Source organism: Bradyrhizobium sp. Unk1 (genome assembly GCF_059512345.1).
The window spans coordinates 1-12,816 of sequence record NZ_JCAMOP010000045.1 but is presented as its reverse complement, the minus strand read 5'-3'; the positions used below and the strand labels follow the sequence as shown (position 1 = coordinate 12,816).

The 12,816-nt window shown below is 65.0% G+C and carries 13 protein-coding genes; 5 read left to right on the top strand and 8 right to left on the bottom strand.

The annotated features are described in order from the left end of the window. Positions 1 to 6: 6 nt before the first annotated feature. Entirely contained in the window at positions 7 to 1,227 is a 1,221-nt protein-coding gene (locus AC5ZFO_RS38655) for a cytochrome P450 (protein ID WP_282524738.1), read from the bottom strand. Between the two features lie 59 nt (positions 1,228 to 1,286). Then, positions 1,287 to 1,496 carry a ferredoxin gene (locus tag AC5ZFO_RS38650; protein WP_007607931.1) on the bottom strand — a complete coding sequence of 70 codons (210 nt, stop codon included), beginning with the start codon at positions 1,494 to 1,496 and terminating at the stop codon, positions 1,287 to 1,289. Positions 1,497 to 1,648: 152 nt separating this feature from the next. Here AC5ZFO_RS38650 and AC5ZFO_RS38645 point away from each other — a divergent pair, with 152 nt between their 5' ends. Beyond that, positions 1,649 to 2,296, top strand: coding sequence for a TetR/AcrR family transcriptional regulator (locus AC5ZFO_RS38645; RefSeq protein WP_282524737.1), 648 nt, complete (start codon positions 1,649 to 1,651; stop codon positions 2,294 to 2,296). Here the strand turns inward: AC5ZFO_RS38645 and AC5ZFO_RS38640 are convergent. From AC5ZFO_RS38640 to AC5ZFO_RS38625, 4 genes are all read right to left on the bottom strand, one after another. Continuing rightward, a complete protein-coding gene (locus AC5ZFO_RS38640) occupies positions 2,293 to 2,931 on the bottom strand; it encodes an aspartate/glutamate racemase family protein (RefSeq protein WP_282524736.1) in 639 nt (212 codons plus the stop codon). The genes AC5ZFO_RS38645 and AC5ZFO_RS38640 overlap by 4 nt on opposite strands. 185 nt (positions 2,932 to 3,116) lie before the next feature. After that, positions 3,117 to 4,130, bottom strand: a complete 1,014-nt coding sequence (locus AC5ZFO_RS38635; RefSeq protein WP_282524785.1) for an amino acid ABC transporter substrate-binding protein — start codon at positions 4,128 to 4,130, stop codon at positions 3,117 to 3,119. Positions 4,131 to 4,142: 12 nt separating this feature from the next. Further along, positions 4,143 to 5,492 (bottom strand): aspartate aminotransferase family protein, encoded by a 1,350-nt coding sequence (locus AC5ZFO_RS38630; RefSeq protein ID WP_282524735.1) that lies wholly within the window; start codon positions 5,490 to 5,492, stop codon positions 4,143 to 4,145. Between the two features lie 3 nt (positions 5,493 to 5,495). Continuing rightward, on the bottom strand, positions 5,496 to 6,368 hold the full coding sequence (locus AC5ZFO_RS38625) for a MurR/RpiR family transcriptional regulator (RefSeq protein ID WP_282524734.1): 873 nt from the start codon (positions 6,366 to 6,368) through the stop codon (positions 5,496 to 5,498). 87 nt (positions 6,369 to 6,455) lie between these two features. Here AC5ZFO_RS38625 and AC5ZFO_RS38620 point away from each other — a divergent pair, with 87 nt between their 5' ends. From AC5ZFO_RS38620 to AC5ZFO_RS38610, 3 genes are all read left to right on the top strand, one after another. Next, positions 6,456 to 7,643, top strand: coding sequence for an amino acid ABC transporter permease (locus AC5ZFO_RS38620; RefSeq protein ID WP_071915770.1), 1,188 nt, complete (start codon positions 6,456 to 6,458; stop codon positions 7,641 to 7,643). A gap of 2 nt (positions 7,644 to 7,645) precedes the next feature. After that, positions 7,646 to 8,755 (top strand): amino acid ABC transporter permease, encoded by a 1,110-nt coding sequence (locus tag AC5ZFO_RS38615; RefSeq protein ID WP_496123479.1) that lies wholly within the window; start codon positions 7,646 to 7,648, stop codon positions 8,753 to 8,755. A gap of 196 nt (positions 8,756 to 8,951) precedes the next feature. After that, positions 8,952 to 9,134 (top strand): hypothetical protein, encoded by a 183-nt coding sequence (locus tag AC5ZFO_RS38610; RefSeq protein WP_282524732.1) that lies wholly within the window; start codon positions 8,952 to 8,954, stop codon positions 9,132 to 9,134. A 53-nt stretch (positions 9,135 to 9,187) separates the two neighbouring features. Here the strand turns inward: AC5ZFO_RS38610 and AC5ZFO_RS38605 are convergent, their stop codons facing one another. Both AC5ZFO_RS38605 and AC5ZFO_RS38600 read right to left on the bottom strand, forming a co-directional pair. After that, entirely contained in the window at positions 9,188 to 10,606 is a 1,419-nt protein-coding gene (locus AC5ZFO_RS38605) for an amidase (RefSeq protein WP_496123478.1), read from the bottom strand. Between the two features lie 114 nt (positions 10,607 to 10,720). Next, positions 10,721 to 11,497: an SDR family oxidoreductase gene (locus AC5ZFO_RS38600; RefSeq protein WP_496123477.1), complete on the bottom strand. Its 777-nt coding sequence runs from the start codon at positions 11,495 to 11,497 to the stop codon at positions 10,721 to 10,723. A gap of 159 nt (positions 11,498 to 11,656) precedes the next feature. On the opposite strand from AC5ZFO_RS38600, the gene AC5ZFO_RS38595 reads away from it, so the two are divergent. Further along, a complete protein-coding gene (locus AC5ZFO_RS38595; protein WP_282524730.1) occupies positions 11,657 to 12,730 on the top strand; it encodes a tartrate dehydrogenase in 1,074 nt (357 codons plus the stop codon). Positions 12,731 to 12,816: the final 86 nt, after the last annotated feature.

Sequence of the window (12,816 nt, the reverse complement as noted above, 5' to 3'; positions counted from 1 at the left end):
AAAGGCCTACATCGCCTTTCCGAGCAGAAATGGCAACTGGCGGGGGCCTCTCACCGTGCCCTGTGACCAGGTCACCGTGCCTGCCGGATCGAGGGCGAAGTCGGGGATCCGCTTCAGCCATTCCTCCAGCGCAATCTGCATCTCCATGCGTGCAAGGTTGGAACCGACGCAGCGGTGGACGCCGAGGCCGAAGGCGGCATGGCGGTTCTCGCGGCGGTCGATCACGACTTTGTCAGCGTCCGGAAACATCTTGGGGTCGCGGTTGGCGGCCGGGAACGACAGCAGCACCATGTTGCCCGCCTTGACCGGGCAGCCCGAGATCGTGGTCTCCTTGACCACCTCGCGGGCCATGGTCACCGGCGAATAAGCCCGCAGCAGCTCCTCCACGGCGGTCGGGATCAGCCCGGGCTCGGCGATCAGCCGTTCGCGGTCGGCCGGCGTACGGGCGAGATGCCAGAGCGAGGAGCCGATCGCACTCCAGGTGGTGTCGATGCCGGCGATCAGGAGCAGCCGCAGCGAACCCAGCACATGGGACTCTTCCAGCGGCTGGCCTTCCTTGTCCTTGGCATTCATCAGATAGGAAATCAGATCGCCGGTCGGCTTCGATCTGCGCTCCTCGATATGGGTCCTGAAATAGTCGCTCATCTCGTGCACGGCCTGGAGCAGCATATTCTCGTCCTTGATGCCGAGCTCCAGGATCATATGGATCCAGTTGATGAAGAGATCGCTGTCAGACTCGGGAATGCCGAGCATGTGGGCGATCGCGCGCACAGGGATGTATTTGCTGTAGCGCGCCGCGGCATCCACCTGGCCGTCGGCGATGAAGCCGTCGATCAGCTCGTTGCAGATCGCGCGCATGCGGGGCTCGAGCTTCTTCATCGCATCCGGCGTGAACGGCGGCAGCAGCAATTGCTTGGCCGGCTTGTGCACGGGCGGATCGGAGGTGATCGGCGGCGCCGCGTTCCTGGAAATCTCCGGCCGGACGTCACGGACGATGATGCGGCGCGAGGAGAAATGCTCGGTGTCGTTGGCGATCTCGCGCACGGCCTCGTAGGTCGTCGGCATGTAGCAGCCGAGAAAACGGTCGGTGTGCACGACCGGGCTCGCGGCACGCAGCTCCTCCCAGATCGGGAAGGGATCGTCCGTCCATTGCGGATCGGTGTGGTCGAAATCATGGACCCAGTCGGTCACGGGGGGATGGGCGGCGGGCTGGCTGACGTCGGACATACGGGAAATCCCTTTGGGGCTCGTGTTCGCTGAAAGCACGCAAGCGGGCAGGAGCCGCGCTACTCCTCGATCACATCGATCGCAATTTCCGGGCAGTTGGATTTGGCGAGCCAGGCCTTGTCTTCGAGGCCGGGCGGCACGGTGCCGTCCCCGGCCTCATGGGCGTTGCCGTATTCGTCGAGCTCGAACAGCTCCGGTGCAAGCGCCTTGCAGCGTGCGTGGCCCTGGCATTTGTCGGGATCGACGTGAACCCTCAGTCGCTCTGTCATGGCGGCTTCCTCGGTCGTGTGCGCGGGACCCGAAGGCCGCGCGTTCCTCATGTGAGTTTTATCGGCGGCATTTGCCGCCGCTTTAAGTTATATCCTATTACATTCGCGGCGGGCTTCCCCTGTCAAGCGCAAACTTATAGGCTTGACGTAACATGCGTTCACAACTCGTCCGTAAGCCGGAGAATACCTACCACCATGGCGATCTCCGTGACGCCTTGATCAAGGCCGCGCTGCGCGAGGCGGAGCAGGGCGGCGCCGAGGCGATCAGCATCAAGGCGCTTGCCAAACAGCTCGGCGTCTCGCAGCCGGCGCCGTATCGGCATTTTGCCGACCGTGATGCGCTGCTAACGGCGGTGACGGCGGAGGCGTTCCGGCAGCTCAGTGCACTTCTGCGCGAGGCGATGGCGAAGCCGTCGAAGCAATCGAAACTGTCGCGGCTGGCGCAGGCGATGCTCGATTTCGGTCTGCGCCGCAACGGCATCTATCGCCTGATGTTCGCCTCCCGCACCGTGTCATGCGCGGCAAAGGGCAGCGAGCTGCACGATGCCACGCGCGAGACGTTCGCGCTGGTGATCGAAGCCCTCGAGGCGCCGGCGGTCGGCTTTTTGCGCGAGCGGCAAGCGCTCAAGATCTGGGCGGCGTTGCATGGCGTGGTGATGCTGGCCGAACAGGGCCTCTTCACCGGCGAGGCCGCGCATGCCACGCGCGAGGAACTGGTCGAGGACTTTGTGAACGAAACGAAGGCCGCGCTCGCTGCTGCGATCAAGGATGCGCGACGTCGGAAAAAGTCCGGCGCCTAGGCCTTCGCTTTCAGCAGCCTCATCAGCTTGTCGACCGCGCTGTCCGGGGTCGTCACGACCGGGCGGCCGGTGGCTTCGGCGACCAGCGGCGCGGTTGCGGCGATGCTGAATTGCGCGAGCGCAATGACGTCACAATCGCGCAAGTCCTTTGAAGCCTCGACGATCACCCTGTCGTGCATGGCGCGATCGCCGCGATCGAGCGCCGCCAGCGCGCCCTCGGCGAGTTTCGGCACGACCTGGGCCGAGGCCGGAAACTCCGGTGGCATCGAGGCCAGTGTCGGCGGGAAGGTCGAGAGCAGGCCAATCCGCTTGCCCATGTTCACGGCCTGCTCGATCATCGCCTCGTTCGGCTTCAGCACGGGCATCGTCGCATGTGCGCGCGCGACGGCCTCGATGCAGGGGCCGAAGGCCGAGCAGGTGAACAGGATTCCGTTCGCTCCAGTGGCTACCGCATAGTCGCCGAGCGCGAGGAAGCGCTCGGTCATGGCATCGTTGAGCACGCCGTCGCAGGCCAGATCCGCCGACAGGCTGTCGTCGAGCAGGTTCATCAGCCGCGCCTCCGGCCACGCCTTCGCGAACGCGGCCTCGATCGGGGCGATGGAATGCTTGAGGGCGTGGATCAGGGCGATGCGCATCGGTGTCTCTTCTCCCTCGCCCCGTTCTTACGGGGAGAGGGTCGGGGTGAGGGGCTCTATCCGTACCAAAGGTGAAAGCGGGATTCGAGGAGACTCCCCCTAACCCGGATCGCAATCCGACCTCTCCCCGCATCCGCCTTCGCTAAAGCTTCGGCGGACATGCGCGGGGAGAGGTGAAGCACCGTTTACTTGAACGGCACCGCGTACATCAAGCCGCCCTTGCTCCAGAGGCCGTTGAGGCCGCGGTCGAGCTTGAGCGGGCTCGCCTTGCCGACATTGCGCTCGTAGATTTCGCCGTAATTGCCGGTGGCCTTGATCACTGTCACCAGCCATTTGTTGTCGAGACCGAGCCGCGAGCCGAGGTCGCCGGAGGCACCCAGCAGGCGCTGGACCGCCGGCGTCTGTGACTTCGCCATCTCATCGACATTGCCTTGCGCGACGCCGAGCTCCTCGGCCTCGATCAGGCCGTAATGCAACCAGGTGATGATGTCGCTCCAGACTTCGTCGCCATTGCGGGTGAAGGGCCCGAGCGGCTCCTTGCTGATGGTCTGCGGCAGCACGACGTAATCGGCGGGATTCGGCGCCGCGGTCGTCACGGCGCCAGCGAGCGCGGAGGCATCCTGGGTCATGGCATCGCAGCGGCCGCCGAAGAAGGTCTGGTACATGGTGTCGACGCGGTCGAACACCAGCGGCTTCCAGTCGATGCCGTTGGCGCGGCCGTAGTCGCCGAGCGTGACTTCATGCGTGGTGCCCTGCGCGACGCAGACCGTGGCGCCCTTGAGGTCCTTCAGCTCCTTGACGCCGAGGTCCTTCTTCACGACAAAACCCTGGCCGTCGTAGAAGTTGATCGGACCCTGGCGCAGGCCCAGCGTCACGCCACGCAGATAGGTCTGGGTCGAGTTGCGGTAGAGTACGTCGATCTCACCCGATTGCAGCGCGGTGAAGCGATTCTGCGCGGTCAGCGAGACGTAGCGCACCTTGCTGGCGTCGCCGAGCACGCCGGCTGCGAGCGCGCGACAATAATCGACGTCGAGACCCTTGTAATTGCCCTGCGAGTCCGGCGCGGAGAAGCCGGCAAAGCCGGCGCTGACGCCGCAGATCAGCGTGCCGCGGCTCTTCACCGTGTCGAGCGTCGCCGCCGACGCGGCAACCGTCGATGCCGCGAGCATGCTCGCCGCGATAACCACTTTCCTCATGATATGACTCTCCCCTCAGTGATTGACACTACGCAACACGTTGTCGACGGCCGTGCCGAGCTTGTCGACGATCAGGTCGATCTCGTCAGCCGAAGCGATGTAGGGCGGCGCCAGCAGCACATGGTCGCCACGGACGCCGTCCACGGTGCCGCCGCCGGGATAGCAGCCGAGCCCGTTGGCGAAGGCCTCCGCCTTGATCTTCTGGTTCAGCTTGAGCGCGGGATCGAACGAGGTGCGGCTGGCGCGGTCGGCGACGAGCTCGATCGCCCAGAACAGGCCGCGGCCTCTGATATCGCCGACATGGCGGTGATTGCCGAAGCGCTCGGTCAGGCGCTGCTCGAGCTGCTTGCCACGCTCCTTGACGCGGTCGAGCAGGCGGTCTTCGCGTATGACGTCCTGCACCGCGAGCGCGGCCGCGCAGGCGAGGGGATGCGCGAGATAAGTGTGGCCATGCTGGAACGCGCCCGATCCGGCGCGGATGGTGTCGATAATCCTACCACTCGCGAGCATCGCGCCGATCGGCTGGTAGCCGCCGCCGAGGCCCTTTGCGATCGCCTGGATATCAGGAGCAACGCCCTCCTGCTCCCAGGCGTGCGTCGTGCCGGTGCGGCCCATGCCGCTCATGACTTCGTCGAGGATGAGCAGCGCGCCATGTCGGTCGCAGATGTCACGCACGGCTTTGAAGTAGCCGTCCGGTGCCGTCACCGCACCGGCGGTGGCACCGACGACGGGCTCGGCGAGGAACGCGGCGACGGTGTCGGGGCCAAGCCGCTGAAATTCGGCTTCGAGCTCAGCGGCCAGTCGCGCCACGAACTGCGCATCGGATTCGCCCTGGTGCTTCTCGTGATAGGCAAAGGCCGGCGTCACATGGCTGAAGGCCCCGGACAGCAGGGGCGCATAGGGCGCGCGCCGCCAGGCATTGCCACCGGCGGCTAGCGCGCCGAGCGTGTTGCCGTGATAGCTCTGCCGCCGCGCAATGAAGTGCTGCCGCTGCGGCTCGCCGCGCTCGATGAAATATTGCCGCGCGAGCTTGATGCTGGCTTCGATCGCCTCCGATCCGCCGCTGACGAAATAGGCGTAGGCGAGACCGCCGGGTTCGTGCCCGACCAGCGTCTCGGCCAGCGCCTCGGCCGGCTCGGAGGAGAAGAAGGCGGTGTGCGCATAGGCCAGCGTCGCGGCCTGTTTTGCCATCGCCGCGATCACGCGCGGATGCTGATGGCCGAGGCAGGAGACGGCTGCGCCGCCGGAGGCGTCGATCACGCGCCGCCCGTCCTCGGCGAAGAGATAGACGCCTTCGCCGCCGATCGCCTTGGGCGGCGTTTCGCGCAACGAACGGTGCAGCACGCGGCTGGTGCGAGCGGCCATGGGTCAACCTTTCTCTGGGACGTAAGTGGAGGCCGCGGCGAGCCGCGCCTCGGTGGTTTCCAGGCGCTTCTTTGCGGTCGTGCCGCCGAGCGAGAATGTTACCGCCGCGAGCGATTGCGCAATCGCGATGGCGCCGGTGAGGCTCGGGAAGAAGCCGGGGGACGAGGCCGCCTCAAACAGCAGCACGTGGTCGGCGCCTTCGGCCATCGGCGCCGAGAGGCTGTCCGCGATCGCGATCAGCGCTGTGCCGGCACGATGGGCGGCCTGCGCAACACGGACGCTCGCATGCGTGTAGGGCAGGAAGCCGATGACGATGACGGCCTCGCCGGGACGAAAGGCGCCCAGATCGAGATCGTCGGGGCCGGATGCGCCGACGAGTTGCACCTGTTCGGGACGGAACAGCCGGAGCTCGTAGTTCAAGAGCTCCGCGACGCTCCGGCAGCTTCGGTAACCGGCAATCCAGATCCGCTTGGCGTCGTGCAGCGCGCGGGCGGCATCCGCAATCGGCTGGGCCGGAATGCGCAAAAGGCCGGCGCCCTCGGCCTCGAGCTTGTCGGTGACCAGCGCGACATCGGCGTTCGGGCCGTGACGGCGGCTCTTGGCGCGGCCGGAGAAAGGTGAGATCTGCGACGGCCGCCGCGCTTCGGTGAGCGCCGCGCGCAATTGGTCCCAGCCGGAATAGCCGATCGCCTTGGCAAGCCGCGTAAATGCGGCCGGGTCGGCGCCGGCCTCGGCGGCGAGATCGCGCATCGAACGGGTGGTGGCGTCGTAGTCATTGGCGGCGACGAAGCGGCCGACCTCCTGCAGGCGCAGGGGGAGCGATGGCAACGCAATGCGCAGTTCGCTCAAGGGCGAGGATTTCGCGGGCTCGGCCATGAAACATTTGTTGCACGCTTTTCGGATTGGTGCAACAGTTGACGTGCGCCGCCGGAAATCGTTGCTCGCCAGAAGGATTTTTGTGCTGTGACTTCAGACAGTCCAAGACCGCCGCCCCGCCGTCGCTTCTTCGGCGGATTTGGCCGCCGAGAGCTGCAAGGCCTGTTCTGGCAGGTGCTCGTCGTCGGAATCGTGCTTGGGGTTGTCGCCTTCCTCTGGTCCAACACCGTCACCAATCTCTCGGCCCGCCGCATCACGACCGGCTTTGCTTTCCTCGGCCGCGAAGCCGGCATGCCGATCGCCGACAGCCTGCTCTCTTATAATCCGAGGGACACGTATCTGTGGGCCTTCGTCGTCGGCATCGCCAACACCTTGCGCGTCGCCGTGATCGGCATCGTGCTCGCGACGATCCTGGGCACGCTGATCGGCATTTCGCGTCTCTCCGCCAACTGGCTGTTGTCGCGGCTCGCCGCCGTCTATGTCGAAACGCTCCGCGACATCCCGCTGCTGCTGCAGCTTCTGTTCTGGTACGTGTTGATGCAGGCGCTGCCGGCCGCGCGTGCGGCCTGGCGGCCGGTCGAGGGCGTGTTCCTGTCCAATCGCGGCCTGATCCTGCCGGCGATTCCGGTCGGCTCGCCGCAGCTCTGGGTGCTCGGTACAGCCGTGCTCGGGCTTGCCGTGTTCTATCTCATCAGGCGATGGCTGATCGCGCAGCAGATGCGCGACGGCAAGCCGCGGCCGGCGTGGCCCTTTGCGGTTGGCCTCATCGTCGCGCTGCCGGCGGCGATGTCCGTGGCGCTTGGTGTGTCCTGGAAGATCGAATGGCCGGAGCTGCGCGGCTTCAACTTCGTCGGCGGGCTGACGCTCGCGCCGGAATATTTCGCGCTGCTGATCGCGCTCGTGACCTACACCTCGGCCTTCATCGCCGAGATCGTGCGCAGCGGCATCCAGTCCGTGCCGCGCGGACAATGGGATGCCGCCAATGCGCTAGGCTTGCGCCGCAGCTTCATGCTGCGGCAGATCATCCTGCCGCAGGCGCTGCGCGTCATCGTGCCGCCGATGACGAGCCAGTATCTCAATTTGACCAAGAACTCCTCGCTCGCGGTCGCGATCGGCTACCAGGACGTGGTCTCAGTCGCTAACACCACGCTGAACCAGACCGGGCAGGCGATCGAGGCGATCGCGCTGATCATGGCGGTGTTCTTGACCATCAGCCTCGGCATCAGCTTCTTCATGAACTGGTACAATTCGCGCATCGCGCTGGTGGAGCGCTGATCATGACGGCGATCACCGACATTCCGGACGCCCCGCGCGCTGCCCGCCGCCCGCAGATGGGCAACCCGGTGCTGCGCTGGCTCCGTACCAATTTGTTCTCGTCGATCCCGAACGCCATTCTTTCGGTCGTGTTGCTGGCGATCCTCGCCAAGGGCATCTTCAGCTTCGTGCAGTGGGGCATCGCGAACGCGGTCTGGCTCACGCCGGCAAACGACTCCAGCGCCTGCAAGGCGGTGCGGGGCCTTGGCGCCTGTTGGGCGATCATCCCCGAAAAGTATCGCTTCATCCTGTTCGGCACCTATCCGTTCGACGAACAGTGGCGGCCGGCGCTGTCGGTTGTGCTGTTCATCGCGCTGTTCTATCTCTCCACCCGCCGCGCCCTGTGGCGGCGCGAGCTGGCCTATATCTGGATCGGCGCGCTGGCGTTGATCAGCGTGCTGATGTGGGGCGGGGTGTTCGGGTTCTCCTTCGTCTCGCAGGACCGTTGGGGTGGCTTGCCGGTGACGTTGATCCTGGCGACGTTTGGATTGGCCTTTGGTTTCCCGCTCGGCATCCTCGTTGCGCTCGGCCGGCGTTCAAAGCTGCCGGCGATCCGCTCGCTCTCGGTGCTCTACGTCGAACTGATCCGCGGCGTGCCGCTGGTGAGCCTGTTGTTCATGGCGAGCGTGATGTTTCCGCTGTTCATGCCGAGTGGCTTCAATATCGACAAGCTGCTGCGCGCGCAGATCGCCATCATCCTGTTCGCGGGCGCGTATCTTGCCGAAGTCATCCGTGGTGGGCTCCAGGCCGTGCCGCGCGGGCAATATGAGGCCGCCGATGCGCTGGGGCTGTCCTACTGGCGCAAGCATCGCCTGATCGTGCTGCCGCAGGCGATCCGCCACGTCATCCCGCCGCTGGTCAACACCTTCATCGCCTTCTTCAAGGACACCAGCCTGGTCCTGATCATCGGCATCTTCGACCTGCTGACGACGGCCAAGACCGCGATCATCGATCCAGCCTGGCAGCAATTCTCGGTCGAGGTCTACATCTTCGTCGCCGCGATCTACTTTGTCTTTTGCTTCGCGATGTCGCGGTACAGTCGCGGCCTGGAGGCGAATACCGCCTCGAGGTAGGCAGCTTCTCCGCCGCGGGAGCGGGCCAGAAGCGCTGGAAGCCTATACTCGAGCGCGAAATGCTTATGCCGCGCCTATAACGCGTGCCTGGATTCAAACTGGCAATCCTACGCGGCGAGATCCATCTGCAATTTGCTGGTGGCACTCACAAGAGGCACGTCACATCATGATAAAATCAGTTCTCGCAGCGTCGGCCATGCTGGTCGCGCTTTGCTCCGCCGCCTCTGCCCACGAGGCAATGAATCACTCGCACATGGCTTCGGCGGCCACCGTCCAGATGTCGGAAACGCATCCGAACTCCTTCGCCTTCGCCGCTCCAACGGATGAGGCCGGATACGATGCGCATCAGTATCACGGCGGGCCGAAAGCGAACGACTAGGGTCTGACCGGCGCACGGCGGGGACGGTCAAGTCCCCGCCGGTGCGGCTCGCGTTATGCCTTCACCTTGGGATCGATCGGCGTGGAGCCGCGCAGACCCAGAATATCCTCCAACACCTTCGCGCCGGCGATCACCTGCGCATCCGCGCGCGGGGCACCGACGACCTGTACGCCGACCGGGAGGCCAGACGCCGTGAAGCCGCAGGGCAGCGACAGCGACGGGCAGCAGGCGAGCGTGATGGCGTAGACGATGCCGAGCCATTCGACATAGTTCTCGAACTTCTTGCCGGCGCATTCGGCGACATAGCGGTGCTCGATCGGGAAGGGCGGCACGATCGTGGTCGGCGTCAACAGCAGGTCGTAGTTTTTGAAGAACTCGATCGCGCGCGCGGTCATGCCGACGCGTTGCGCCTCGGCGCGCGCGAGCTGCTCGACGGTGAGCTTGAGGCCTTCCTCGATGTTCCAGATCACCTCGGGCTTCAGGAGGTCGCGCTTGGTCCGCAGCAGATTGGCCTTGGTGATCGCGAAATCGAAGGCGCGCAGGACGTGGAAGCATTCATGCGCCTCGCGCCAGTCCGGATGCGCTTCCTCCACGATCGCGCCAGCCTCCGCAAAGCGTTCCGCGGCCTTGCGCGTGATCGCCTTGACCTCGGGATCGACCGGCGTGATGCCGAGATCGGGCGAATAGGCGATGCGCTTCGGCTTCTTGCCTGACTGCGCCGCCGACAGGAACGAGGTCGCAGGTGCGGGCAGCGAGAGCGGGTCGTCTGCATAGTCGCCGCTCATGGCATCCAACAGCAGCGCAAGATCCTCGACGTTGCGTGCCATCGGTCCCACCACGCCGAGATTGCGGTCGATCGCCGATTTGGACGTATGTGCGACGCGCCCGATGCTCGGCCGCATGCCGACCACGCCGCAGAAGGCCGCGGGGCTGCGCAAGCTGCCGCCCATGTCGGAGCCCTGGGCGAGCCAGGCCATGCCGGTGGCCAGCGCCACCGCCGCGCCGCCGGAGGAGCCGGCCGCAGACTTCGTCGTATCCCAGGGATTGAGCGTCGCGCCGAACACTTCGTTGAACGTGTTGGCGCCGGCGCCGAATTCCGGTGTGTTCGACTTGGCGTAGACGACCGCGCCATTGCCTTCGAGGTTCTCGACCATGAGATCGGACTGCTTGGGCACATTGTCCCTGAAGATCGGCGAACCCTGCGTGTTCAGCACGCCGGCGACGTCAGTGAGATCCTTGATCGGCACCGGCAGGCCCGCGAGCAGCCCGCGCGCGCCGGCCGGCTTCTGCATCAGCGTCTTGGCGTTGTCCCGCGCGCGATCGAAGCACAGTGTCGGCAGCGCGTTGACCTTGCCGTCGACCTCACCGATGCGCTTCTCCACCACATCCAGCAGTTCGAGCGGCGAGACGTCGCCGGAGCGCAGCTTGTCGACGACGGCGCAGGCGGTTTCGCGGATCAGGTCTTGAGACAACTATTTTACTCCTGTGATTATTGTGTCGTCATTGCGAGCGCAGCGAAGCAGTCCAGACTGGTACCGCGGATGCGTTCCTGGATTGCTTCGCTGCGCTCGCAATGACGGAGATACTTAGCCCCATCCGGCGCTGATGCCGCCATCGACGGTGTAGATCACCCCCGACGTATATCCGGCGCGATCAGACGCCAGGAACGCCATGAGATCGCCGATCTCGCGCGCATGCGCGGGACGGCCGAGCGGCAGGCTCTTCTGGAATTCCTTGTAGCGGCTCTCATCGCCGAACTGGTGCTTTGCCCGCGTCTTGAGCAGGGTGACGTGGCGATCAGTGCCGACCGGGCCGGGATTGATGCCGACCACGCGGATGTTGTCGGCTAGGCTCTTGCCGCCGAGCGCGCGGGTGAAGGCCATCAATGCGGCGTTGCCGGCGCTGCCGCAGATGTAATTGGCGTCGAATTTTTCGCCGGCCGCACCGATGTCATTGACGATGACGCCGCCGCCCTTCGCCTTCATCTGCGCGTAGATCTGCCGCGTCAGGTTGATGTAGCCGAACACTTTCAATTCCCAGGCGTGCCGCCAGGTCGCCTCGTCGATCTTGTCGATCGAGCCGCCGGGGATGTCGCCGGCATTGTTGACGAGCACGTCGATGTCGGCGGCTTCCCGCGCGAGCCGCGCCACGTCCTCGGCCTTGCGCAGGTCCACGATGCTCGTCGCGGCGTCGATCTGGTGTGCGGAGCGCAGGTGGTCCGCCAGCGCCTTGAGCTGGTCGCCGCTGCGGGCGGCGAGCAGGAGGTTTGCGCCTTCTTCGGCAAACGCCTCGGCGGCGGCTGCGCCAATGCCTTTGGACGCGCCTGTGATCAGGACGCGCTTGCCACGCAGATGCAGATCCATGAAGGGTACTCGCTCGGTGGGAACATCAGGATCAAACCAGTAGGCGCTCGGCCGCGCCACGGTCAACATTGCAGTGCAGCGTTGCACTGCTGCCGAGTTTGGTCCATTGCAGTGCGGTCAAAAAGGCGGCGGCTGCCGGACCAACCAAGGACGTTCTCGATGAGCAAGAAACAATACCGGATTGCAGTCATTCCCGGCGACGGCATCGGCAAGGAAGTGATGCCCGAGGGCCTGCGCGTTCTGGAGGCAGCGGCGAAGAAGCACGGGGTGTCCCTGCATTTCGACCATTTCGACTTCTCGTCCTGGGACTATTACGAGAAGCACGGCCAGATGATGCCCGACGACTGGAAAGAGAAGATCGGCAAGCATGACGCGATCTATTTCGGCGCCGTCGGCTGGCCGGCCAAGATTCCGGATCACGTCTCGCTGTGGGGTTCGCTGATCAAGTTTCGCCGCGAGTTCGACCAGTATGTGAACTTGCGCCCGGTGCGGCTGATGCCCGGCGTGCCGTCGCCGCTGGCGAACCGCAAGCCCGGCGACATCGATTTCTGGGTGGTGCGCGAGAACACTGAAGGTGAATATTCCTCCGTCGGCGGCCGCATGTTCCCGGACACCGACCGCGAGTTCGTGACGCAGCAGACGGTGATGACCCGCACCGGCGTCGACCGCATCCTGAAATTCGCTTTCGAGCTCGCACAGTCGCGGCCGAAGAAGCACCTGACCTCGGCGACGAAATCCAATGGCATCTCGATCACCATGCCCTATTGGGACGAGCGCGTGGAGGCGATGGCCAAGAAATTCCCAGGCGTGAAGTGGGACAAGTACCACATCGACATTCTGACCGCGAACTTCGTGCTGCATCCGGACTGGTTCGACGTCGTGGTCGGCTCGAATCTGTTCGGCGACATCCTCTCCGATCTCGGCCCGGCCTGCACCGGCACCATCGGCATCGCGCCATCAGGCAACATCAATCCCGAGGGCGATTTCCCCTCGGTGTTCGAGCCGGTGCACGGCTCGGCGCCCGACATTGCGGGGCAGGGCATCGCCAACCCGATCGGCGCGATCTGGTCCGGCGCGATGATGCTCGAGCATCTCGGCGAGAAGGAAGCCGGCAAGTCGATCGTCGATGCGATCGAGCGCACGCTCGCCGAACGCACGCTGCGGACGAAGGACCTCGGCGGCAACGCCGACACCACCGCCTGCGGCAAGGCGGTTGCGGATATGGTGGATTGAGGCGGCAGATCTTCCCCTCTCCCCTTGTGGGCCTGTTGCGTAATTCGTCAATTGTGATTCCCTCGGGCAAAGCCTTGGAGGGTAGC